This is a genomic window from Pseudomonas sp. GW821-FHT04D07 (genome assembly GCF_059420225.1).
The window spans coordinates 56,636-80,911 of sequence record NZ_JBWKTH010000011.1 but is presented as its reverse complement, the minus strand read 5'-3'; the positions used below and the strand labels follow the sequence as shown (position 1 = coordinate 80,911).

General features: G+C 62.3%; 21 protein-coding genes. 8 read left to right on the top strand and 13 right to left on the bottom strand.

The genetic code is table 11. The annotated features are described in order from the left end of the window. Positions 1-5: 5 nt before the first annotated feature. The 4 genes from AC07T0_RS15425 to AC07T0_RS15410 all read right to left on the bottom strand — a co-directional run bounded on the left by AC07T0_RS15425 (position 6) and on the right by AC07T0_RS15410 (position 2,377). Positions 6-539, bottom strand: a complete 534-nt coding sequence (locus tag AC07T0_RS15425; RefSeq protein ID WP_495002003.1) for a winged helix-turn-helix transcriptional regulator — start codon at positions 537-539, stop codon at positions 6-8. A 276-nt stretch (positions 540-815) separates the two neighbouring features. Beyond that, on the bottom strand, positions 816-1,097 hold the full coding sequence (locus AC07T0_RS15420; RefSeq protein WP_495002002.1) for a DUF2790 domain-containing protein: 282 nt from the start codon (positions 1,095-1,097) through the stop codon (positions 816-818). Positions 1,098-1,395: 298 nt separating this feature from the next. Beyond that, positions 1,396-1,743 carry a hypothetical protein gene (locus AC07T0_RS15415; RefSeq protein WP_040069550.1) on the bottom strand — a complete coding sequence of 116 codons (348 nt, stop codon included), beginning with the start codon at positions 1,741-1,743 and terminating at the stop codon, positions 1,396-1,398. A 415-nt stretch (positions 1,744-2,158) separates the two neighbouring features. Then, the gene (locus tag AC07T0_RS15410; protein WP_495002001.1) at positions 2,159-2,377 is read right to left on the bottom strand and encodes a hypothetical protein; all 219 of its coding nucleotides are present in this window, start codon (positions 2,375-2,377) and stop codon (positions 2,159-2,161) included. Between the two features lie 408 nt (positions 2,378-2,785). On the opposite strand from AC07T0_RS15410, the gene fae reads away from it, so the two are divergent. From fae to AC07T0_RS15395, 3 genes are read left to right on the top strand one after another with little or no spacing between them, the layout of a single operon-like run. After that, positions 2,786-3,298: a formaldehyde-activating enzyme gene (gene fae, locus AC07T0_RS15405; RefSeq protein WP_495002000.1), complete on the top strand. Its 513-nt coding sequence runs from the start codon at positions 2,786-2,788 to the stop codon at positions 3,296-3,298. A 10-nt stretch (positions 3,299-3,308) separates the two neighbouring features. Beyond that, the gene (locus AC07T0_RS15400) at positions 3,309-4,343 is read left to right on the top strand and encodes an aldo/keto reductase (RefSeq protein ID WP_495001999.1); all 1,035 of its coding nucleotides are present in this window, start codon (positions 3,309-3,311) and stop codon (positions 4,341-4,343) included. Next, positions 4,340-5,773, top strand: a complete 1,434-nt coding sequence (locus AC07T0_RS15395) for an NAD-dependent succinate-semialdehyde dehydrogenase (protein ID WP_495001998.1) — start codon at positions 4,340-4,342, stop codon at positions 5,771-5,773. Before AC07T0_RS15400 ends, AC07T0_RS15395 begins: the two co-directional genes overlap by 4 nt. 141 nt (positions 5,774-5,914) lie before the next feature. On the opposite strand, the gene AC07T0_RS15390 is transcribed toward AC07T0_RS15395, so the two are convergent. The 8 genes from AC07T0_RS15390 to AC07T0_RS15355 form a co-directional block, all read right to left on the bottom strand. Beyond that, positions 5,915-6,790, bottom strand: coding sequence for a LysR substrate-binding domain-containing protein (locus AC07T0_RS15390; RefSeq protein ID WP_495001997.1), 876 nt, complete (start codon positions 6,788-6,790; stop codon positions 5,915-5,917). 348 nt (positions 6,791-7,138) lie between these two features. Next, entirely contained in the window at positions 7,139-8,320 is a 1,182-nt protein-coding gene (locus AC07T0_RS15385; RefSeq protein ID WP_495001996.1) for a porin family protein, read from the bottom strand. 139 nt (positions 8,321-8,459) lie between these two features. Beyond that, positions 8,460-10,100, bottom strand: a complete 1,641-nt coding sequence (locus AC07T0_RS15380) for a dipeptide ABC transporter ATP-binding protein (protein ID WP_495001995.1) — start codon at positions 10,098-10,100, stop codon at positions 8,460-8,462. Between the two features lie 2 nt (positions 10,101-10,102). Further along, positions 10,103-10,939, bottom strand: a complete 837-nt coding sequence (locus AC07T0_RS15375) for an ABC transporter permease (protein ID WP_152737538.1) — start codon at positions 10,937-10,939, stop codon at positions 10,103-10,105. Continuing rightward, on the bottom strand, positions 10,936-11,889 hold the full coding sequence (locus tag AC07T0_RS15370) for an ABC transporter permease (protein WP_495001994.1): 954 nt from the start codon (positions 11,887-11,889) through the stop codon (positions 10,936-10,938). Before AC07T0_RS15370 ends, AC07T0_RS15375 begins: the two co-directional genes overlap by 4 nt. Positions 11,890-11,963: 74 nt before the next feature. Beyond that, a complete protein-coding gene (locus AC07T0_RS15365) occupies positions 11,964-13,598 on the bottom strand; it encodes an ABC transporter substrate-binding protein (protein WP_495001993.1) in 1,635 nt (544 codons plus the stop codon). Positions 13,599-14,069: 471 nt separating this feature from the next. After that, positions 14,070-15,296, bottom strand: a complete 1,227-nt coding sequence (locus AC07T0_RS15360) for a M24 family metallopeptidase (RefSeq protein ID WP_495001992.1) — start codon at positions 15,294-15,296, stop codon at positions 14,070-14,072. Between the two features lie 182 nt (positions 15,297-15,478). Next, on the bottom strand, positions 15,479-16,360 hold the full coding sequence (locus tag AC07T0_RS15355) for a HalD/BesD family halogenase (protein WP_495001991.1): 882 nt from the start codon (positions 16,358-16,360) through the stop codon (positions 15,479-15,481). A gap of 139 nt (positions 16,361-16,499) precedes the next feature. On the opposite strand from AC07T0_RS15355, the gene AC07T0_RS15350 reads away from it, so the two are divergent. Continuing rightward, complete coding sequence (locus AC07T0_RS15350) at positions 16,500-17,411, top strand: LysR substrate-binding domain-containing protein (protein ID WP_495001990.1); 912 nt, start codon at positions 16,500-16,502, stop codon at positions 17,409-17,411. Here AC07T0_RS15350 and AC07T0_RS15345 read toward each other — a convergent pair. Further along, the gene (locus tag AC07T0_RS15345) at positions 17,352-18,587 is read right to left on the bottom strand and encodes an MFS transporter (protein WP_495001989.1); all 1,236 of its coding nucleotides are present in this window, start codon (positions 18,585-18,587) and stop codon (positions 17,352-17,354) included. The genes AC07T0_RS15350 and AC07T0_RS15345 overlap by 60 nt on opposite strands. A 447-nt stretch (positions 18,588-19,034) precedes the next feature. On the opposite strand from AC07T0_RS15345, the gene AC07T0_RS15340 reads away from it, so the two are divergent. The 4 genes from AC07T0_RS15340 to AC07T0_RS15325 all read left to right on the top strand — a co-directional run bounded on the left by AC07T0_RS15340 (position 19,035) and on the right by AC07T0_RS15325 (position 24,246). Next, entirely contained in the window at positions 19,035-19,982 is a 948-nt protein-coding gene (locus AC07T0_RS15340; protein WP_495001988.1) for a LysR substrate-binding domain-containing protein, read from the top strand. A gap of 232 nt (positions 19,983-20,214) precedes the next feature. Continuing rightward, positions 20,215-21,639: an aldehyde dehydrogenase gene (gene aldA, locus AC07T0_RS15335; RefSeq protein WP_495001987.1), complete on the top strand. Its 1,425-nt coding sequence runs from the start codon at positions 20,215-20,217 to the stop codon at positions 21,637-21,639. 89 nt (positions 21,640-21,728) lie between these two features. Continuing rightward, the gene (locus AC07T0_RS15330) at positions 21,729-23,027 is read left to right on the top strand and encodes an MFS transporter (RefSeq protein WP_495001986.1); all 1,299 of its coding nucleotides are present in this window, start codon (positions 21,729-21,731) and stop codon (positions 23,025-23,027) included. Between the two features lies 1 nt (position 23,028). Then, positions 23,029-24,246, top strand: coding sequence for a mandelate racemase/muconate lactonizing enzyme family protein (locus AC07T0_RS15325; protein ID WP_495001985.1), 1,218 nt, complete (start codon positions 23,029-23,031; stop codon positions 24,244-24,246). Positions 24,247-24,276 lie beyond the last annotated feature (30 nt).

Sequence of the window (24,276 nt, the reverse complement as noted above, 5' to 3'; positions counted from 1 at the left end):
CGGAGTTACCGGTTGGCAGGGAGGGGGGGAGCGATAGCAGGGTTTTGCAGCGTCGCCAGTTGGCGACGTTTTTCAAAGCGCCGACGCATGGGCTCGTCGGCCGCCGGGCCGGCCACGACCTTGTGTCGCCGGCTGATGGCCAGGCCGGTGCGCGTGTCGATCAGGGCCAGTTCGACGGGTTCGCCGCTGGCGTCATCGACGAGCTGAGTGGCGAGGCCTTCGGGCGAGAGGTGGGTATTGCCCCAGTCCATCAGGGTCAGCAGCACCGGCCTGAAGTCCCGGCCGCGAGCGGTCAGCAGGTAGTCGAAGCGCGGAGGGGTATCGCTGTAGGCTTTGCGTTCGAGCAACCCGCGTTCCACCAGGTCATTGAGGCGGCGGGTCAGAATACTGGGAGCAATTCCGAGGCTTTCCTGGAACTGATCGAAACGGCTGAGACCGTAGAAAGCGTCCCGCAGGATCAGGATGTTCCACCATTGTCCGACCTGTTCCAGGCTGCGTGCCACGGGACAGTGCAAGTGGGCCAAGCGGGTCTTCTTCATCGTCGGGGCCTCGGAATGCGAATGGTATTACGCATGTAATATTATGTCTGTAATATATTTGAGCGACTTTCAATTTGCAAGTCACTCTTTGCAAGTATTTTCAGGCGGGGGATGAGGGGGGGGATTCGTGCTGGAAGGGATCACACGGTGACATGGGACCTTGAGAGCGCCACTGAACCTTGTGGGAGCCGGCTTGCCGGCGATGACGGTCGGATAGTCGACGCAGAACTTGCAGGCCTCATCGCCAGCAAGCCGGCTTCCACAATGGGCTGCTGGTCAACCGTGCTGGCAGGCATTGCCCAGGCGGATGAAGTTCATTTCGTGGCGCACACCCTGGCCATCGACATAGATCACGTGCCCCTGCACCGGACCACAGTCGGCCGCGGCGGCACTGTCGGCGCGCACGGCCTTGGCGATATCGAGGTCTTCGGAATAGTCATAGGGTTCGGCGTTGGCGCTGGCGGTTGCACCCTGGCCTTGGGGAGTAGCGCTCGCATCGCCTTGGGCGGTTGCAACCAGGCTGAACAGCGACAGCAGGACAAACAGAAGGTATTTCATGGCGGTCTCCGGAAAGACATCCCCCTCACCTGACGGTAGTGAGGCAGTGGTGGCCATTTTACGAACGGCACCGGCGCCAATAGAACGGATCCTTGCCAATAGCGGATATCAGCGTGATCGATACTGAAGCTGTGTTACGCCTTGGGTCCTGTGATGGGCGGTGTACACGGCAGGTCCTGAAATCGTCGACAACCTTGTAGGCGCCGGCTTGCTGGCGAGGCGATCTGTTGTTCGACATCGCTGTCGCCTGCAACACCGCTATCGCCAGCAAGCCGGCTCCTACAAGGAGTGCGTAGCCTTACTTGCCGCCCAGGGCGCCACCGGCCGCGCCGCCGAGGCCGGCACCGATGGCCGCTCCGGTCTTGCCGCCCAACTGGTTGCCCAGCAGCGAACCACCGGCTGCGCCGAGGCCACCGCCAATGGCGGCCTTGGTTTTCTTGCCTTTCTTGGCCGCCACCGCGCCACCGGCCGCGCCGCCCAGGCCCGCGCCGACTGCCGCGCCGGTGCTGCCGCCCATCTTCTGGCCCAAGACGTTGCCCAGGGCGCCGCCCAGACCACCGCCGACCGCGGCCTGTGTGCCGCCTGCCGCCATGGCGCCTTGGGCAAACAGGGCGCTCAGGGCCAGGACGGTAAGTGCTTTACGCATGTTGCAAACCTCGAAGGAAAATGGAACGGCAATTGTCGCCGCCCCCGGTTGGCGAAGCAAATACTGTTGTCGGTGATATCAAACTATCCGACGGATTGTTTCAGGGATAAAAAACACTGTTTGTGCCCCAATATGGTTCACATCAAACCATGAAAAACTTGTGGTTATTGAAGGGGTTATGTCAATAGGAATCTGAAAAACACCTTGTTACAGATTGTCGCAGTGGGTTAATATGGTCCGGCGTTCACCTACCACGGTTTATGCATTTTTGAGCCCCAAGCGTCCATCAGCCGCTTGGGCTTTTTTTTGCCTGGAGTTTGTCAGTTGATGTCAACTCACGGTGTTCCAAGGGCCTGGAACGGCTGAAACGAACGTCGCCTCCGAGCAGGGCGTGGGTATTGCGTCGGCTTGGGCGTCAGGTGTTTTTCGAGTTCAGTTTGCGCAGTTCCTCATAGGTCGCCGACTGGACGAACCAGAAGCCGGAAATGATGCACCACACCAGTGTGCCGCCGACCAATCCGCCCAGGCCTACGAGGATGCTGCTGCTGAGCATGATGACCAGGCTGATGATCCAGATGCAGGCCAAGGCGATATACAGGACGATATTGTTGACGCCGATGACGAAGTCTTTCATGGGATTCCTTTTTGGATGTTGTCCTATGGTCGCTCCCTGTGAGGACCATCCCGGAAATCATATTTCTATCGACTACCAGCCGCCAGTCTGACGACCCTGGGGTCACCTTCCTACCCCGTTAGGACAGCTTCCCCAGGGTATTGGCCGAGTGACGCCAGGGGTATGATAAAACCTCATACCCCCATGACTTTTAATGGTTACAGCCCCCGCCAACCCCAGTGATAAAAAAGCGCAAACACCAGCTCACTCATAAAAACAAAGAGCGTTTGCACCATGACCCAGCCCCACTGCCGCGTCCTCGCCAGCTTCCTGCTGCGCTCTGCGTTTCCCGACTTTGACCGTTCGTGCCCCAAGGCCCGTGCGCGTTTCTGATCACCCTCAATTCCCTGCGTCCGCGAGATAAACCCCATGAAAGAACAAGACCTGTACATCGGCGAAGGTTTCGAAGGCCCCGGCGTGAACGCCGCCCATATCAATATCCTGCTCGGTCCGCGCAACGGTCCGGCCGGCCAGGCCTTCGCCAACAGCCTGGCTTCGCCGAGCCAGGGGCATTGCCCGTTCATGGTGATCGCCCAGCCGAATATCCCGGTCAAGCCGATGACCCTCTATGTCAACAAGGCCGCCATCGGCAGCGACTTCCACGGCAATGCCACCTGGGGCGCGTCCCAGGCCGGAATCGCCAAGGCCGTGCTCGAAGCCCTGCTCGACGGCACCCTGCCGGCCGAGGCCGAAGACGAGTGGGCCATCGTCACCGCCAACTGGGTCAACCCTTCCTGCGATGACCTCGATGCCGTCTACCTGAACAACTACAACGCCTGCCGCACCGCGATCCGCGCCGCTCTGACCGGGTTGCCGGTACGTGCCCAGCTCGCCGATGTGCTCGAGCACATCGCCAACCCTTTCTACACCCCGAAAGCCTGAGGTCCGCGCCATGCAATATATTCGTCTGGGCAATTCCGGCCTGCAGGTTTCCAAACTGTGCCTCGGCACCATGAACATGGGCACGCCGGACTGGAAACCGTGGATCTTCGATGAGAAGAAAAGCGAACCGATCGTCAAGCACGCGCTGGACAACGGGGTGAACTTCATCGACCTGGCGGACTTCTATTCCGCCGGCGTTGGCGAGGAAGTGCTGGGGCGCATCCTCAAGCGCCTGACCCGTCGCGAAGATATCGTGGTGACCACCAAGGTCGGTTACGGCACCCGCAGCGGGATCAACGCCAGCGGTCATTCACGCAAGCACATCATGGACAGCATCGACGCTTCCCTCAAACGCCTGGACATGGACTATGTCGATGTCTTTATGCTGCATTACTTCGATGTGAACACCCCGGTCGAGGAAACCATGAGCGCCATGAACGACATCGTGCGCTCCGGCAAAGCTCGTTATATCGGCGTCTCGACCATGCTCACCGGGCAGTTGGCGAAGATCCTCATGGCCTGCGAGCGCAACGGCTGGGTCAAGCCGATCAATATGCAGCTGCAACTGAACTGCGCCTACCGCGAAGAAGAACGCGAGATGCTGCCGTTCTGCCGTGACCAGGGCCTTGGTGTCTCGGTGTTCAGCCCGCTGGCGCGCGGCCTGTTGACTGGCGACGCGCAGTCGACCCGCAACCAGACCGACTTCTTCACTCAGCAGATGTACAGCGACGAAGCCTCCTTCGAAATCGCCCATTCGGTGCAGCGTGTCGCCCGCCGTCGCGGTGTCTCCAATGCGCAGATCGCCCAGGCCTGGGTGGTCAATCACCCGGGCGTGGATTGCATGCTGGTGGGCGCCGACACCACCGAGCAGTTCGACAGCGCCCTGGCGGCCCTGGAGACCCACCTGGACGCCGACGAGCTGTACGAGCTGGAACGCAACTACACCCCGTGCGATGTGATCAACGATTACACCGCCGGCAAACGTATCCTGCGCTCGGCCCGTCCGGCCCAGGACGCTTTCACCCTGACCGAGGCCGTGGCATGAGCGAGTTGATCCGTACCGGTAACTACATCGATGGTCAATGGTCCAGCGGCGGTGCCAGCTACCCGGTGCTGAACCCGGCCAATGGCGAGTTGATCGTCCAGGTCCAACGCGCGGGCGCTGAAGAAACCAACCTGGCCATTGCCGCCGCCGAGCGCGCCTTGCCGGCCTGGCGCAAGCTGACCGCCAAGGAGCGCAGCGTGCGTCTCAAGCGCTGGAGCGAGTTGATGCTGAGCAACCAGCACGAGCTCGCCACCTTGCTCAGCCGCGAGCAGGGCAAGCCGCTGGCCGAAGCCATGGGCGAGGTGGTCTATGCCGCCAGTTTCCTCGAGTGGTTCGGTGAAGAGGCCAAGCGTGCCTATGGCGATGTGATCCCGAGCCACAAGGCCGATGCGCGGATCATCGTCACCAAGGAAGCCATCGGCGTAGTCGCCGCCATCACCCCGTGGAACTTCCCGCTGGCGATGGTCACCCGCAAGGTCGGCCCGGCCCTGGCCGCCGGTTGCACGATGATCCTCAAACCTTCGGAAGAGACGCCGCTGTCGGCCTTTGCCCTGGCGGTACTGGCGGAACAGGCGGGGATTCCGGCCGGGGTGTTCAATATCGTCTCCGGCGACGCGGTGGCCATCGGTGGTGCGCTGCAAGCCTCATCGGTGGTGCGCAAGCTGTCTTTCACCGGCTCGACCCGTACCGGCAAGCTGCTGATGCGTCAGGCCGCCGACACCTTGAAAAAGGTCTCGTTGGAACTGGGCGGCAACGCGCCGTTTATCGTGTTCGACGACGCCGACCTGGACGCGGCGGTGAAGGGCGCGATGGCTTCGAAGTTCCGCAACACCGGGCAGACCTGTGTCTGTGTGAACCGCTTTTTCATCCAGGACGGTGTCTACGAGGCCTTTACCACCAAGCTGGCGGAGGCGGTCAAGGCCCTGCGGGTCGGCAATGCGCTGGACGGCGAGACCGAGCAGGGGCCGCTGATCAACAGCGCCGCCTTGAGCAAGGTCGAGCAGCATGTCGGCGATGCGTTGGAGAAGGGCGCCAGGCTGTTGTGTGGCGGTCGTCGGCATGCCCTCGGCGGGACCTTTTTCGAACCGACCATCCTCACCGACGTTGGCGACGGCATGCTGATCGCCCAGGAAGAGACCTTCGGTCCGGTGGCAGCGTGCTTCCGCTTCAAGGACGAGGCCGAGGTGCTGCGCCGGGCCAATGACACGCCATTCGGTCTCTCGGCGTATTTCTACAGCCGCGATATCGGCCGCGTCTGGCGCATGGCCGAAGGTCTGGAGGCCGGGATGGTGGGGATCAACGAAGGGATCATCTCCACCGAAGTGGCGCCGTTTGGCGGTATCAAGGAATCGGGCCTGGGACGTGAAGGCTCGCATTACGGTCTGGACGATTACCTGGAAATCAAATACCTGTTGATGGGCGGCCTCTAAGGCACCGCCGCCCCACGCCCCCCTGTAGGAGCGAGCTTGCTCGCTCCTACAGGGGGGCGTGGGGCGGGCGCGGTATCGGGTTTCAGTTCTCCTTTTTTGCGTTGCCTCTGAACACGACCGGGGATTGCATCGGGACTTGAGTCAGGGATTGCTCACCAGGCTCAACCACTCGGTAAACAGTCGCACTTTCGACAGCCCCTGCTTGTCGTTCGCCACATCCAGCCAATAGCCATACGGCCCGACCACCTCCACCGGAGTGATGGGCAGCAGGCTGCCATTGGCCAGTTCCTTGACGATCATCTGTCGATCGATCACCGCCAACCCACCGCCGGCCAGCGCGGTGTTGATCACCTGGTCCAGGGTGCTGAATTCCAGCCCTTGCCGGGCATCCACGTCCTCACGACCCATGGCCGCCAGCCAGTTCTCCCAGACCTTGAGACGCTTGCCATCGTGCAGGATATGCAGCAGGGGCGAGTGGTGCAGGTCCGGCGCCTCGCCCCGCTCGAACAGCTCCGGGCTCGCCACGGCGATATGCCGCTCCATCACCAGCAGCTGGCTGCCGCAATGCGCGGCCGCCTCCAGGCCGAAACGGATCTGGCAGTCGACCTCGGCCAGGCTGTCATGACTGGCCTGGTTGGTCACGCTGAGGCTGATATCCGGGTAGCGCTGGCAGAACGCCCGCAAGTGCGCCGACAACCAGCGGGTGGCCCAGGTCGGCGGCGCGAGAATGCGCAGGCGCTGGCGCAGGTTGGGTACTCGCACGGCTTGCAGGGCACGTTCGATATGATCGAAGGCATCGCCCAGCTGCGGCGACAGCGCCGTTCCCGATTCGGTCAGCGACAAGCCCCGGGGCGTGCGCACGAACAAGGCCACGCCAAGGTAATCCTCGAGCTGCTTGATCTGTCGGCTGACCGCGCCCTGGGTCACGTTCAGGGACGCGGCAGCCTGGCTGAAGCTGCGATGCCGGGCGACTTCCTCGAACACGCGCAGCATGTTCAGCGAGGGCAGTTGACGCATGAAATGGATACTCCAGACCGGCTGACATACACCTGAAAAACACCGTGTTGAAGCACGGGGTCGACCTGTGTGGAGTCGGTTTATTGTTGTTCTTTGAAGTGCTTTTTTCGTAGGAGGTATCTGACTATCAGCGGCGGGACGATGCAAGCATTGCTTGCGGCTGTTGCATGAAATAGTCGGCGGGAGTGGAAAAAGGTGGGAGAGCCCAGGTGCTCTCCCACAAAGATGCGCAATGAAATGAGCAGATCATATGTGGGAGCCGGCTTGCCGGCGATGGCGTCCGGATGGACACCGCAAGGCTCAAGGGCCTCATCGCTGGCAAGCCAGCTCCCACATCAGGCAGAGCAATCAGAAGTAGTAGCCGATGTTCACATATAGCTGGTTTTTCCAGAGATCGGTACCGCCGGCCGCGAGGCTCTGGGTATAGCTGCTGCCACCGATATAAGGATCGTTCTTGCCGATCAGCCATTCGGTGGCGACCCAGAATTTGCTCACCGAAAACGAGGTGCCGAGGATCAACCGTTGCGAGGTCTTGAAGTCGTCCGCCGATTTGTCGAACGCGCTGTAGTTGGCGTACAGCTTGATCCCGCTGATCTGGTCGAGCAGGTATTTGCCGTCGACGTCGTAGCTCAGATCGGCGACATAGAGATTACCGCGGCTGGCGACGTTGAAGGTGCCGTCATAGCCGCCGAAGGTCACCACCTCGTTGCTGCCCGGATTGCGTGGCGACATCTGCTGGCGCGCCGCCTGCAATTGCACACCCCACGGGCCGTCCTTGCCCAGGTAGTGGATGGCCACGGCATTGCGGCGGCCGTCTTCACGAGTGTCGCGGTTCTCCAGGGTCGAGGTCAGGCCCGAAAGCCCGACCTCGGACTTCCAGTTACCCAGTTGCATGGCCTTGGCCAGGCGCACCACGGCGGTGTTGCGCTCCTGGTTGTCGCTGCCATTGGTCACATAGCTGTCGGCCCGGGAAACCACGGTGGAGTAGGTATCGCCGTTGCTGGTGCCGCGCCCTTGCAGGGCCGGGCGCAGGTAGAAGCCGGCTTGCAGGTTCCAGTCGCCACTCTGCTGGATGTACTTGGCGCCGACCTGTTCCACATCTTCCAGGCCGACCACGTTGCCCAGGGTTTCATAGAAGGTACTGCCGAAGTAGGGTTGCAGGCCGAACGGAATCTGGTTCAGGCCGACCTGCACCTGCTGGTCCGGGTTGAATTTGTAGCCAACCCAGGCGGTCTCGGCGAACTGCACCGCGCCGATGCGATCGGTGTACTGGTAAGGGTAGGAGCGCCCGTAGAAGCGGTACTTGGCGGCGGCGATCCAGGTGTCGGAGTTGTACTTGGCGGTGAGGAACGCGGTGTCGAAGTCGAACTTCTGGATATCGCGATCCGGCGCATAGTCCCAGCGGTAGCGGACGGCGCCGCCGATGTCCAGGTTGTCGGTGACCTGGATCGCCATCGCGGGGCTGGAAAGGGCGCCCAGCAGCGCCAGCGGGGTTAATGAGCGCAAGGCCCGGGTGGTGTTCAAGTTCATGGTCGCTCCGTCTCTTCTCTAGGTTTATTGTTGGCAACAGCCATCCCGGCCACGGCAAAAGCGCGGTCTGGATGAAAGGGGTAGGGCCCGCTACGACGGAGGCTGTGAACAGCGTCCAGGCGCTAGCGGGCCATGAGGGTCAGGCGCCGGCGGCACTCAGGCCCGGTGCCGGTCCCGCCTGGGTTGGCGGTCGTATCGAAGCTCCGGGCGCGGCGGCCAGCAGGGTCTGGGTATAGCTATGCCGAGGCTGCAACAGCACCTGCTCGGCGGTGCCGTACTCGACCACTTCGCCCTGGCGCATCACCGCGATGTGATCGCTGATCTGCGCCGCCACGCGCAGGTCGTGGGTGATGAACAGGATGCTCAGGTTCAGCCGTTGCTGGAGTTCGGCGAGCAACTCCAGCACCTGTTTCTGCACCGAGACATCCAATGCCGAAACGCTTTCATCGGCAATCAGGACCTGCGGGCGCATGGCCAGGGCACGGGCGATGCCGATGCGCTGGCGTTGGCCGCCGGAGAACTGTCGGGGCTTGCGTTTCAGCGCGTCGCGCTTGAGGCCGACCTGCTCCAGCAGGTCACCGGCTTCGGTCCAGGCGTCCTTGGCCGACAGGCCTCGCAGTTGCGCGGCGCGGGCGATGATGTCGCCGACCCGATGGCGCGGATTGAGCGAGCCGTAGGGGTCCTGGAAAATCATCTGGATTTGCCGCCGACCCCGGGTCAGCGCCGCGCCCTTGAGTGCGAGGAAGTCGCTGTCGCCGAGCCAGACATGCCCGCTGTCGCTGTCCACCAGGCGAATCGCCGCCTTGACCAGGGTGCTCTTGCCCGAGCCGGACTCGCCGACAATCGCCAGGGTCTTGCCCCGTGGCAGTTGCAGCGAGACATCCTTGAGTGCACAGACCTGGCGTCCTTCGACGTGGTAGGTTTTGTTCAGGTGTTCGATCCGCAGCGCCATCTCACCGTCGGCGCAGGGCACATGCAGTTCCGGGTTCAGGGCCGGGACCGCGGCAATCAGCTTGCGTGTGTAAGGATGGCGGGGCGCTTGCAAGACCTGGTCGCGCTCGCCGATTTCCACCAGTCGACCGCCTTCCATCACCGCAATGCGGTCGGCGATTTCCGCCACTACGCCAAAGTCATGGGTGATGAACAGGATGCCGTGCTGGCCGCGCCCGCGCAGTTCGCGGATCAGCTTGAGGACCTGGGCCTGGGTGGTGACATCCAGGGCGGTGGTCGGTTCATCGGCGATCAGCAGGTCCGGATTCATGGCCAGGGCCATGGCGATGACCACCCGCTGGCATTGGCCGCCGGAAAGCTGATGGGGAAAGCTGTTGGCGATCCGTGCTGGCTCCGGCAACTGGGTCGATTCCAGCAAGGCGAGCATGCGTTCGCGCCGTTCTGCCGCGCCCATCTGCGGAGCGTGGATCTCGAAGATTTCCTCCACTTGCCGACCGATACGGATCGCCGGGTTGAGGGCCGCCATGGGCTCCTGGAAAATCATCGCAATGCGGTTGCCACGCAGGCCGCGCAACTGCGCTTCGGCCATGCTGCAGATGTCCTCGCCGAGGAAATCGATCCGTCCTTCGCTGTGCCGCAGGCCCTTGGCGTAGTCGCCCATGATGGCCCCGGACAGCACCGATTTGCCCGAGCCGGATTCGCCGATCACGCAGAGGATTTCACCCTTGCGCACGTCCAGGTCGATTTTCTGCACTGCATGGCTGCGGTCGGCGCCCGGCGGCAGTTCAATGGACAACCCCTCGACGCGCAATACTTGTTGGCTGCTCATACTCAACTCCTTGTGCCTTTCTGGGCGTGTTCGTCCAGGCCGTCCGCCAGCAGGCTGAGGCCAAGCATCAGGGTGGAGATGGCAATGCACGGGAAGATCACCAGATGCGGGAAAGCGATGGCCATGCTGCGGCCTTCGTTGATCATGCCGCCCCAGTCCGGGGTGGGCGGTGGCAGGCCGAGACCGAGGAAGCCGAGAGCGCCGATCATGATCGCGGTGTAGCCGATACGCAGGCAGAAATCGACGATCAGCGGGCCGCCGCAGTTGGGCAGGATTTCCACGGTCATGATCCGTAGCGCGCCTTCGCCCTGGGTGATTGCGCTGAGCACGTAGTCGCGGGAACGCAGGTCCATGGTCAGGGCGCGCATGATCCGGAAGATCGCCGGGGCGCTGGTGAAGGTCACCGCGATCAGGATATTCAGCGCCGAGGCGCCGAGGGCGATGATGATCACGATGTACAGCACCAGCACCGGGAACGACAGCACGGTGTCGGCGATATAGGACAGCACCGAGTCGACCCAGCCATTGAAGTAGCCGGCGCACAGGCCCATGGCGATGCCAAAGGCGAACGCGGTAAGGGTCGCCAGGGTTGACCAGAGCAACACCGTGCGGGTGCCCCAGATCAGCCGCGAGAGAATATCGCGGCCGAGCACATCGGTGCCCAGCAGGAAGGTCTGGCCGCTGCCGTCGTCGCTGAACGGGGTCAGCAGCGGGGTGAAGCTTTCCAGCGGGTCATGGGGCGCCAACCAGGGGGCGAAGATCCCGAGGATCACCCAGCCGCCCACCAGGCACAGACCCAGGGCCGCCAAGGGGTTTTTGAAAGCATGCAGAAGATTCATCGGGCGCTCCCGCCGAGGCTGCGCAAGGTGATGCGCGGGTTGAGCCAGGTATAGGCCAGGTCGGAGAAGATCTTGGTCGTGCCCACCACCAGCGCACTGATCATGGCGCAGGCCTCGATCAGGTAGACGTCATGGTTCAGCGAGGCGGTGTAGAGCAGCGAGCCGAAGCCCTTGTAGGCAAAGAACACCTCAACCACGATGACGTTGGACAGCAGCCACGGGATGTACAGCATGATCACCGTGATCGGTGCGATCAGCACATTGCGCAGCGCATGGCGCAGCACGATGCGCGCGGTCGAGGCGCCCTTGAGGCGGGCGGTGCGGATGTACGGTGCCTGCATCACTTCGACCATCGAAGCCCGGGTGATCCGCGCCAGGTAGCCGACGCCGAACAGGCACAGAACCATCAGTGGCATCGCCAGCTGCAGGGCGCTGAAACCGTCGCTCATGCTGCTCACACCCGGCAGCCAGTTGAGCCAGAAGACGAAGATCGCCGAGACGAACACCGCGCTGGCAAAGTCCGGGATCGAGGTGGTGACGATGGACAGGAACGACACCAGGCGGTCCAGCGGCGAGCCCTGGCGAATCCCGGCCAGCACGCCGAGGGTCAGCGCCACGGGGACCATGATCAGCAGCGCGAGACCGGCGAGCATCAGCGTCTGTCCCAGATTGGGCAGCAGCAGGTCCATCACCGGCTCGCGAAAGTGCACCGAGGTGCCCCAGTGGCCGCTGACGAAGTCCTTCAGCCACACCAGGTAACGCCACAGGAACGGTTGGTCGTAGCCATGCTCGGTGAGCCAGGCGGCGCGTTGGTCGGCGGCGGAGTAGGGACCCAGGACGTTGATCGCAACGTCCTCGATATTCAGCTCCAGGGCGAAAAAAACGATCAGTGACACCGACAATAAAGTCGCTGCCAGGGCCAGTAGCTTGCGCCACAGAAAATCAGCCATGTTTGCATGCTCCGGCTATACAGTTGCCGGCTCGCCGCACCGGGGTGGGCGAGCTCATTGTTTCAGAGGTCGGATCAGGCGCTGAGCCAGGTTTCGTTCATCGGGTAGAAGTCCGATGGGTGGACCTGGAAGCCTTGGACCTTTTGCGACGTGGCGGTGAACTTGTCGGCCCAGAACGGCTGGATCATGACGCAGGCGTCCTGGAGGATCTGCTCCACGCTTTGCATCGCCAGGGCGCGCTGTTTCGGATCGACGATGCCCATGGCTTTGTCCAGGGCGGCGTCGAAGGCCGGGTCGTGGTAATGGCTTTCGTTCCAGGCACCGCCGCCGCGGTAGGCCAGCTCCAGGGACATCACCCCCAGCGGGCGATGGGCCCAGTAGGTGAGGCTGAAGGCGGCCTTGTCCCAGATCGGCCAGTACTGAGTGGCGGGAATCACCTTGAGGTTGATGCGGATACCGGCCTCCAGGCAGTTCTGCTGGAGGATCTGCGCGGTGTCCTGCTCGTAGCGACCCTGGGTGTTGCCGACGATCAGGTCGATGTCGATGCCCTTGGGGTGTCCTGCCTCGGCCAGCAGCGCCTTGGCCTGGGCCACGTCGCGGGTACGCTTGGGCAGCGGAAAGTATTCCGGGTGCGACGGCGCCACATGGTGGTCCTCGCCCAGGGTGCCCATGCCGCGATAGGCGATCTTGAGCATTTGCGCGTTGTCGGCGCAGAGCGCCACGGCCTTGCGGATGCGCAGGTCGTCGAACGGCTTCTGGTCCACGGCCATGCGCATCACCACGGTCTGCGCTGATTTGCAGGTCAGCAGCTTGGCGTTGGGCAGGCGCTTGGCCAGGTCCAGTTCGGCCACGGTGACCCGGTACAGCACGTCGACTTGCCCGGCTTGCAGAGCGGCCAGTTGGGTGGACACGTCGGTGCCCATGTCGACATAACGCAACTCGTCGAGATAGGCCGGCTTGCCCCAGTAATCGGCGCGCTTGGCGAAGGTGGCCTGCTTGTTCACGGCGAACGAGGTGAGCTTGAAAGGACCGGTGCCGAGCGGGTTTTTCGACCAGTCGTCACCGGCCTTGAAGCTGCGATGGACGATGGCACAGGTGAAGGCGTTGAGCATTTCCGGGATCGCCAGGATCGGCCGCTTGAGCACCAGTTTGAACTGGTAAGGCCCGAGTTTTTCGAAGGCGGCGATGTCCTGGAACGCGGTGCGGTTGACCGACTTGGACTCGGCGCCGGTCCAGCGTTGGAAGTTGTGCTCGATGTCGTCGGCGTTGAAGGCGTCGCCGTTGCTCCACTTGACGTCCTGGCGCAGGTTGAAGACCCACTCCTTGAGATCGTCCGAGGGCTTCCAGCTTTCGGCCAGGTACGGATGGGTGATGTTCTGCGCATCGACCCAGGTCAGGTATTCCAGGCTGTTGCGCATCAGGTTCGAGGCTTCGATCCAGGTGATAAGCATCGGGTCCTGGATTTCCTGGATGGCGCAGGCAAAGCGTAGGCTGCCGCCATTGCGTGGCGGCCCGGCCTCAGCGGCCTGGGCCGAGTCGCTGAACAGCACCGGGCCGAGGAAACTGCCGGCGCTGGCGGCGGTGATGCCGAGCAGGGTGGCGGTGTGGAGGAATTGCCGGCGGCTGATCTGGCCGCGCTTGGCTTGGGTGCACAGGTCGTCCATGGCTGGATGCGGCGCGGAGCCGTCCAGGGTAGTCAGGTCTTTCATGAGCCTCTCCGATACTGGGGCGTAAGTGCGTCTTTTGGGTGCCACTGCGAACAGAGGGTTGGCAGCTAGCGCTGGCGATCCAGGGGGGACCCGTGATCGGTCAGGCAAAACGTCAACGGCAGATCAAAGCGCGGAGCATTCAGGAGGCGGGACGTGAGGTTGGACATGGTGCGGCTCTCGTGTTGTTTTTATTTGAGATGCTCGCAGTTTTGTCATCTGGCTCCGGATGAACAAACGATAAATTCAGCGTAGGAAAATTCCTAAAACGCACATTACTGATTGTCCTCCCGCGCCAGACACGCTCCTGATGGCCCTCCCCTGTTCTCCTGACTTGTGTAGGAGCGAGCTTGCTCGCGATGGTCGTGAACGATAACGCGGGGTGTCTGATGGCCAGCGGTGCCCTTGCGGCCATCGCCGGCAAGCCGGCTCCTACAGGTCATGCGGTGGTTTCACGAACCCATGCCGCAGGGTTCAACTCGGCATCAGGCGCGGGTCGAACGGATAGTCCGAGAGCAGCTCGATACCGTGTTCGTGGATATAGATCTGTTCTTCGAGCTTGACCCCTTCACCGCCTTCGTCATGCCCGATATAGCTTTCCACGCAGATGGTCATGCCCGCCTCGAACACCCCGTCATAGCCCAGTGCATCGATGTCCTCGCGGTGCACCACGTAGGGGTATTCACCGGTCATGCCAACCCCATGGGCCAGGGCGAAATAACGGTTGGCCTTGTAGTGGTCGGGGATCTTCCAGGCCAGCTCCGCATACTCCTTGAAGCTGCGCCCGGCCTTGAGCATTTCCATATTGGTCTGCACCTGTTCATAGGCCAGCTTGTACAGCTCCTGCTGCTTGCGCGTGGCGGCCTGTTCGCCGCAGAGAAAGGTTCGTGAGAAGTCCGCGTAGTAGCCGAAACGACCGACCACATCGGTGTCCAGCGCCACCAGATCGCCGGCTTCGATGGGGCGCGTGCTGCATTCCTGGAACCAGGGATTGGTGCGTGGGCCGGAGGAGAGCAGACGGGTTTCCACGTAGTCGCCGTCAGTAGCGATCACATGCTGGTGCAGGTGCGACCAGAGTTCGTTTTCGCTGATACCGGGCTGGAGCTTGCTTTCCATCAGCTTCACGCCGGCTTCGGTGGCGCGCAGGCTGGCGCGGATCATCTTCAGCTCGTTCGGCACCTTGATGCAGCGCGCGCGTTCCAGCGGCTCCTGGGCATCGAAGACCTGGTAGCCGAGCTTTTGCAGCTCGAAGGCCGCCGCCGAGGTGGCGCTCTCGATGGCAATGCGTTTGCCACCACCGCATTTGCGCACCAGGTCGTCGATTTCGGCGGCCCAGTCGGCGGTGACATTGCTCAGGAAACTGTCGCAGAAGTAGTAGGAAATCGCCTTGGCTGGCCGCACTTCATCGACGGTATTCAATGACGCGGCCAGGTGCAGGCAACCGCCGAATTCGAAGACCACCACCGGGCCTTCGGCGGGAATAAAGGCATAACGCGCCGGGTTACGCGCCGAGTACACCTGCATGTTGCGCGAGCCGGTGGCGTAGCGCATATGGGTCGGGTCGAACAGCACGCAGGCGGCGTAGTCGCGTTTTTTCAGCTCGTTGCGTACTCGTTGCAGGCGGTCCAGCTGGATCTGCTGGATCTCGGCGTAGGTGGGTTCGCAGTCGGCGGGGTTGCGGTTGGGGCCGAAAAGACTCATGGAGTGTTCCTCGCTAATACCGGTCGGTGATGGAAATTCGTTCTTATAGGAATCGCATGTTCTGTGTAGGAGCGAGCTTGCTCGCGATGGCCGCAAGGGCGCCGCTGGCTGTCAGGCGCCCCGCGTTATCGTTCACGACCATCGCGAGCAAGCTCGCACCTACAGGGGCGGTGCTGGGGCGGTCAGTCAAGCAGTTGGTCGCTACGCACCCGGCTGCGTTCGGCTTGCAGATGGGCTTCGGAGAGTCGTCCGTAGAGCTGCTTGGTACGCTCGGCGCGGCCGATGATTCCGGGCTTTTCCGAGTAGGCGAAGATCGCGGTATTGCGCTCGACCGCGCCCTCGACGCGGGTCACCCGGTGCACCGAAAAGCGCCCCTTGAAGATCTGCAGGTCGCCGGGATTGAGCTCCAGGTACTTCACCCGGCTGCGATCCTCACCCCGTACCACCTGGCCCACCGCGCCGAGGTTTTCCGCCGTGCGCGAGCGGATCATCGGCGCGTATTCGAACAGACCGCCGGCCTCGGGCTTCTGGGTCATCATGCTGACGATGAATTCGTTGGTGTCGAAGTGCCAAGGCTGCTGGGAGCCCTCCGGCATCACATTGATCACCAGGCCGGCAAAGGGGTCGGCATATTCGAAAATCTCAGGTTCCCCCAGGCAGGCACTGATGAAACGTTTCATCATCGGCGAGACGTAGAGCCGGTGAATGATCGCGTCCGGGGCGATCATGTCGCGGGTCACAAAGCCGCTGGTGCGCTCCATGAAGGTGCGGCGCGGGTCTTCCGCCGACAGGGAGGGATCGTCTTCGGTGAAGTAGGCGTTGACCTTGCGCACTGAATAAAACGTCTTGCCCGAGAGCGCCTGGCCTTCGAGACGGGCCTGTTCCAGTACTTCAGGGCGCAGGAAGTTTTTCAGCAGGCAGCAACCGTCGACGGCCAGTTCGGCACGGGCGTGATTGATCAGTGCCTGTAATTGGACATGGCCCGAATCATGAATGGGATAACGTTCGGTGTTGACGATATCGCGGATATCACCGACTTCGGCATCGGCAAGTTGAAGGCTCATTTCGGGCTCCTGAAGTTAACGATCATTAGTCGCCAGTGCAAGGTTCGAAGTTGTCTCGGCGTTGAATCGATAGTTACTTAAAAACAGGAGTAATAGAAATGATGAGTTACGATCGAATCCATCGGCGGGAGCGATAGTTATGTCAGGTCATCTGGACGGATCATTGCTCAAGGTGTTTGTGGCGATTATTGAATGCCAGGGTTTTTCGGCGGCCGCCGAGCGCCTGCATAAAACCCAGTCGACCATCAGTCAGAGTCTGCAACGGCTGGAAGAGGTGGTGGGCACGCCGCTGATCTACCGCACCAGCCGCAGCATCAGCCTGACCCCCAGCGGCGAGACCTTTCTGATCTATGCGCGGCGCATCCTCAAGTTGCACAACGAGGCGATCAATGCCGCCCATCTGCCCAATGACTTCGCCTGCATCCATGTCGGGATGCCCGAGGACTACGCGCAATACTGCCTGGCCGGGGTCTTGCGCGATTTTCGCGAACACTTTCCCAAGGTCCGTCCGGACGTTTGCTGTGAGGCCTCGGTGGCCCTGGTCGGGCGCTTGCAGCGTGGTGAGCTGGACCTGGTACTCGGCGTGCAACATGCCAACTTGCAACAGGGCGAGTTTCTCTGCGACGAACCGCTGGTCTGGGTGACCGCTGACGACCGCGCCTGGGCTGATGACCCGTCGGTGCCGCTGGCGGTGTATGCCGAGGGCTGTGCTTTTCGCGCCAATGCCATCGACGCCCTGGCCGAGGCCGGTCGGGCGTGGCACGTGGTCTACACCAGCCAGAGCCCACGAGGGATCGGCGTGGCCATCGAAGGCGGTGACACTGTGGGAGTGACCGCCCGCCGCTTGGTGCCGGAAGGCTGGCGGATTCTCGATGAGCGGGACGGTTTTCCAGCTATCGAGCCAGCCCGCCTGATGCTCTGGCGTTCGTCGGCCTGCCAGGAGCCGGGGCTCGATGCGATGGTGGAGATGCTCGGGCGCCAGTTGCGACGTTCAGACCGGCTCTTGGAGCAGCGGCCGACGGCGCTGGTGGCGGGCCATGACCTGCAGTAACAGCAGGCTGGCGAGGACCCCGCCGGCGATCCAGGCATGGATGATGGCGAACGAGCCGCTGGCTTGCAGCAACAGGCCGTTGAGCCAGTTCGCGCTGGCGCTGCCCAGACCGTAGCCGACCATGCTCAGGCTCACCACTTGCAGGCTTTGCACGGGTGTCAGGCGCGCGCTGAGGTAGGCGGCCATCAGGCCCCAGACCGGAAAGTAGAACAGCGCGAACAGCCCGGCGGCCAGCCAGGTCAGTAGCAGACCGGGGTGCAACAGCAGGCCGAGCATGGCCAGGCCGAAGGCGCCGATGCTGATGGCCATCACCCGCAACGCCCCCCAGCGGTCAGCCAGTGACCCCAGCGATATCCCGCCCAGTGCGCCACAGGCGCCGATCAAGGTCCAGAGCGAACCGGTGACCTGCGGGCCGGCACCCAGGCGTTCAGTGACGAAGGCCGAGAGGAAGTTGAGGAATGGGCCACTGATACTGCCGATAAACCCACTGAGCAGCAGGATATGCACGGCGATGGGTTGTTCCAGGCATAAGCGCAGCCAGTGCCTGAGTACCCGGCTCAGCGAGATGGCCGTCATGGGGCGGGTATCCGGGTGGTGGCCAAGGGGGGCCAGGGCCCAGAAGGTCAGCAGGGTGACGATCAATGTGAGTCCGGCGCAGATCAGCCAGAATGCGCCCAGGGAAATACCCTGGAGCAGGGCGATCAGGATGCCATTCAGGCAGATGGCAAAGGCTGCCCCGGAAGACGCCAGGCCCAGCACCCGACTGCGGTGCGACGGGGGAATCACCTCGCCGGCCAGGGCGGCAATCGCGTTCCAGTTGGACACCGCGCAGGCTGAGACCAGCGCCAGGCATAAGGCAAAGGGCAGGACCCAGGGCGTGGCCACCGCCAGCGCCAGTAGCAGCGGGCTGAGCAGCATGGTCAGGCGCACCATGTTCAAGGGGCTGATCCAGGCGGCGGCGATCCCGCTGGCAATCGAGGCCCCCATATAGAAGAGTTGCAGCAAGGCGGCGATGGAGGCGGCCTGGCTGTAACTCAGGGAGAAGTGCTGGCGGATCTCGGGTAACAAGGCGGAATAAAGGAAAATACTGAAACCGTGGGTGCTGGCATTGCAGCAGGTAAATATAAAAGCGAGCAGGCCAGTAGTTCTGGTGGGAAAGTTTTTACTGATTGCCATTGCGCGGCCCGAAAAAATAAGTTGTTGGGAGGGGTGCAACACAGTGGGGCGAAAGTGGGAATGGCGCCCAATGTAAGTGCGTGGAAACTTTCTATTTAAAGTTGTAGGGCAGGGTAGCGTTTATAAGTTGAAAAGAACCAGTGCTGAATACTCATGGGGCGTGTGCGAAATACTCGTGCTATTTATCTATCGGCGACAGTTTTCTTGCAAAAGCGACCTTGAACCGATCAACCTGTAGGAGCGAGCTTGCTCGCGATGGTCGTCAACGATGACGCGGGGTATTGGCTATATCGCGGCGCCTTCGGGCTCATCGCGAGCAAGCTCGCTCCTACAGGATTGCTGGCGGGGAGGTGGTGTTTTTTGTAGGACGATAGACAAAAAGGAATGTTACCCACCCCGGCCCCATGCGATGCTTGTGGCTGTCCGACCCTTGGTGAGTGTCTTTTCTTGAAACGCAAAATGCCCGCGCTCAATGCGCTCAAAGCCTTCGAAGTGGCTGGCAGCACCGGCAGCTTTACCCGCGCCGCCGAGCTGCTGAACGTGACCCAGAGCGCCGTCAGCCGCCAGGTGCGTCAGCTCGAGGAGCAACTGGGCGAAAGCCTGCTGGAGCGCCGTCATCACCATCTCGAATTGACCAGTGCCGGGCGGGTGTTGCTGCGCGCGCTGCATCAGTCCTTCGACAAGATCGAGATGACCGTGCGCGGCATCCAGGAGAAGAACCACGCCAACCGCCTGCGCATCAATGCGCCGCCGACTTTTACCAGCCGCTGGCTGCTGCCGCGGCTGGGGCGCCTGCGCCAGCAGCATCCGGGGCTGGAGCTGAGCATCACCACGCGTCTGCAGGACAGCCTGGCCGAGACCAGCACCCTGGACTGCGCGATCCGTTTCGGCGATGGCGAATGGGATGGCCTGGACAGCTCGTTGCTGATGCACGAGCGGCATATCGCCGTCTGCTCGCCGAGCCTGTATGCCCGCGAGTTGAGCGGGCAGGAAGAGATCGACCTGAATCGCCTGACCCTGCTACATGTGCTGGCCAAGGAGGACCAGCGCTACCTGACCTGGAAACACTGGCTGGACGCGGCGCGGATCAGCGGCGTCGATACCTTGAGCGGCTATGAATTCGACCTGCTGGACCTGGCGATTCGTGCGGCTATCGACGGTTTGGGCATCACCATCGCCGACTGGCACATGGTGGCCGGCGAACTGGCCTGCGGGCAGTTGACCCAGGTGCTCAACGTGCATGTGGATGGCCACCAGTCCTACTGGCTGGTGACGCGGCAGCAACAGACGCAGATCCCTCAGTTGCAGATTTTCAGCCAGTGGTTGCAGGAAGAACTGGAGCTGGCACGACGGCATCTTGAACCGTCGACGGCGGCGCCGATGCCCGTTATCTGAAGGTGTACACGGACCTTGTAGGCGCCGGCTTGCTGGCGATGCAGGCGCCGCGGTGCATCAGTTACCCCGCGTTATCGTTCATCGCCAGCAAGCCGGCTTCCACAGGTCGAGGTGCTGTCTGGCGGTAACCTGCATTTTTTGAATGTTTACCGCTTGAATTAATCGTTTGTTCATCCCGCGCCGGATGACAAGACTGCTGGCTCTCAGATAAGAAAAGTACGAGAACCAGTACATGTCCACCCAGCGCAATTTTGTTAACGGCCAGTTCGTCGAACCCGCCGGTACAGCCCGGATCGCGGTCTACAACCCGGCCACCGAAGCCTTGATCGACCACGTGCCGGCCGCCACCTCCGGCGAAGCGGTCGAGGCCGTCGAGGCCGCCGCCGCCGCCCAGAAACGCTGGGGAAAACTCACCAGCATCGAACGCGCCGAGCATCTGCGCAGCTTTGCCAGCGCCCTGGAAGCCTGCGCCGAAGACATCGGCCAGGCCCTGGCGGCGGAGTCTGGCAAGAGCGTCGCCGACGCCAGCAACGAAGCCCGTTATGCCGCGCAGATCACCCGCTACCACGCCGAATGGGCGCGGCGCATCGAAGGCGAGATCATTCCCAGCGATACCCCGGATGAAAACCTGTTTCTGCAGCGTGAGCCGATCGGCGTCGTTGCTTGTCTGATTCCGTTCAACTACCCGGTCTACACCCTGCTGCGCAAGATTGCCCCGGCGCTGATCGCCGGTAATACCGTGGTGGTGCGTCCGAGCAACAACACGCCGATCTCGGCATTTGAAATCGCCCGGGCCGTGCAGCAATCCAGCCTGCCCGCCGGGGTGGTGAATATTCTCACCATGGACCATGACACCGCCGCCAGCGTCTGCACCCACAAGGCTGTCGGCCTGATCACCCTGACCGGCAGCGTCAACGCCGGGCGCATCGTGCTTGACTACTGCAAGGCCAATATCGCCAAGCCCTCCCTGGAGCTGGGCGGCAAGACCCCGGCGATCATCGAGGCCGATGCCGACCTGGAACAGGCCGCCAGCGCCATCGTCGCCTCCAAGACCACCCACTGTGGCCAGCTGTGCACGGCGGTGGAGCGGGTCTATGTCCACGAAAGCGTGCACGACCGTTTCCTCGCGCTGCTGAAAGAGAAAATCAGCGCGGTACGGTTTGGCGACCGTGCCGCGGACGCCAGCCTGATGGGGCCGCTGGTCAATGCCAGCTCACGGCGCAATATCCACGCCATGGTCGAGCGTGCCGTGGCCGCCGGCGCGGTGCTGGAAACCGGTGGTGTGATCCCCGAAGGCGCGGGGCATTTCTACCCGCCGACCCTGCTCAGCGGCTGCCGCCAGGATATGGAAATCGTCCAGGAAGAAATCTTCGGCCCGGTCCTGCCGGTGCTCAAGTACCGTGATATCGACGAGGCGCTGGCCATGGCCAACGATCATCAGTTCGGCCTGTCGTCGGTGCTCTATACCGAGAACTACCGCACCGCGATGAAAGTGGCGAATGCCATCGAGTCCGGCGAGCTCTACGTCAACCGCACCCCGGCCGATCCCTACCAGGGTTTCCACGCCGGCTGGAAACGTTCCGGCCTGGGCGGCGATGACGGCAAGCATGGCATGCTCGAGTTCACCCAGACCCGACTGGTGGTCATGAAGTACTGAGACAGGCTTTACGCGACACGCTATTCCAATAACAACAATCGATAGAGAAGGGCGACCGTGCACTGCCGGATCGCCCGAGGTCCCAGTACATGTCCAAGCCTGCTGCTGTTCAGGTTCACGCCGCCGCCACGTCCGCGCAAAGCGACAAGGGCAGCCGTTATTTCCAACTGATGTTGCTGGTGCTGGCCGCCGGTGCGATCTATCCGATCCTCTACCTGCGTCAGGTCTACCAGACCACCATGCTCGCGGTGTTTCATATCAATCACAGCGAGCTGGGTTACCTGTACTCGATGCTCGGGACTATCTTCCTGCTCAGCTACCTGCCCAGCGGCTGGCTGGCGGATCGCCTGGCACCGCGCTTCCTGATCTTCTTCTCGCTGGTCGCCACCGGCCTGCTGGGGATCTGGTATTCCACCGCGCCTTCCATGAGCGGCCTGATGATCATCTTCGGTTGCTGGGGCCTGACCACCGGCCTGACCTTCTGGGCCTCGGTGCTCAAGCGGGTCAAGATGATCGCCGAGCCGTCCGAGCAAGGGCGTTTCTTCGGCATCCTCGACGGCGGTCGCGGTCTGGTGGAGGCGATGCTCGCCACCGTGGCGCTGGGGCTGTTCGCCTATGCCACCGAGACCCGCGGCGAGTCGGCGGCCGAAGGCTTCAAGCAGGTGGTCTACCTGTACTCCTTTACCTGTATCGCCATCGGTTGCGTGCTGGTGTCGCTCAAGGACCCCAAGTCCGTGGCGGCCATTGAAACCCAGGAAGAGAAGGCCGCGCACAATCTGCTCGGCGACCTGACCTTCCTGGTGAAGATCCCCGAGTTGTGGCTGGTGACGGCCATCGTGTTCTGCGGTTACCACATCTTCTGGGCCACCTACAGCTTCTCCGACTACCTGCAAGGCAGCGGCATGACCGCGGTCATGGCTGGCACCATCACCACCATCAAATTGTGGATGCGGCCTATCGGTGGCCTCGGTGGCGGCTATCTGGGCGACAAGTTCTCCAATGTTTCAGTGCTGATCGTCGCGTTGCTGCTGGCGACCCTCGGCATCCTCGGGCTGATCGTCTTCCCGGCGCTGGGCAGTATCGGCCTGCTGGTGGCCACGGTGATCTTTATCGGCCTGATGACCTACGCCATTCGCGGCTTGTACTGGGCGATCCTCGACACCTGCAAGATCCCGCTGCGGATCACGGGCCTGGCCATTGGCATTGTCTCGGTGGTCGGCTACCTGCCGGACACCTTTATCCCGTTGATCAACGGTTATCTCACGGAAAACTTCCCTGGCGCCCTCGGTTACCAGCTCTATTTCGGTTACATCGCCTTTATCGGCGGGCTTGGAACCCTGGCGGCCCTGGCGCTGCGTGCGTTGGTCAATAAAAAGGCAGGTGCCTGATATGAAAATTGTCTCCCTGGAAACCCATATCGTCGCCGTACCGCCGCCGCATATCGGTGGCATGTACTGGCTGTTCGTCAAGCTCAAGACCGACTGCGGCATCGAAGGTGTCGGCGAGATCTATGCCGCTACCTTCGGCCCCAAGGCCATGGTGCCGATCATCGAAGACGTGTTCGAGCGCTATCTGCAGGACCAGGACCCGCACCACATCGAGCGCTTCTTCCGCCAGGCCTATTCCAGCGGCTTCACCCAGCGGCCGGACCTGACCATGATGGGCGTGGTCAGCGGCCTGGAGATGGCCTGTTGGGACATCATCGGCAAGGCGGCAAACAAACCGGTCTATGAACTGCTGGGCGGCAAGGTCAACGAGCGTTTGCGCTCCTACACCTACCTGTACCCGGTCAATAGCCGTGGCGAGTACGACTACGATGACCCGGACCTGGCCGCCGAATGCGCGGTGGAGAACATGAAGCTGGGCTTCACCGCCGTGAAGTTCGACCCGGCCGGGCCTTACACCGCCTATTCCGGTCACCAGATTTCCCTGGAAGTGCTGGAACGCTGCGAAACCTTCTGCCGCAAGATCCGCGAAGCGGTGGGCGACAAGTGCGACCTGCTGTTCGGCACCCACGGGCAGATGGTGCCGTCGTCGGCGATTCGCCTGGCCAAGCGCCTGGAGAAGTACGACCCGCTGTGGTTCGAAGAGCCGGTACCGCCAGGCCAGGAAGAGGCCATGGCGCAAGTGGCGGCCAAGACCACGATCCCGATTGCCACTGGCGAGCGGCTGACCACCAAGTACGAGTTCTTCAAGCTGTTGCAGGCCGGCGGTGCGTCGATCCTGCAGATGAACGTGGCGCGCTGTGGCGGCCTGCTGGAAGCCAAGAAGATCGCCAGCATGGCCGAGGCCTACTACGCGCAGATCGCCCCGCACCTGTACAACGGCCCGATCGGCGCGGCGGCCAGTTTCCAGCTGGCGACCTGCACGCCGAACTTCCTGATCCAGGAAAGCATCATGACCTGGGGCGGTTTCCACGCCGAAGTGCTGACCAAGCCGCTGCAATGGGAGGACGGCTACATCATCCCGTCGACCGAGCCGGGCCTGGGGGTTGAGCTGAACATGGACGTGGTGCGCAAGCACACGCCCTACACCGGCCAGCGGCTGCACCTGCAAATGGCGCCGACCCCCGCCGATGTGAAAGACACGTCGCCGGCCAGGGGCTGAGCCATCCTGCCGTCCTGGGACAGGGCGGCG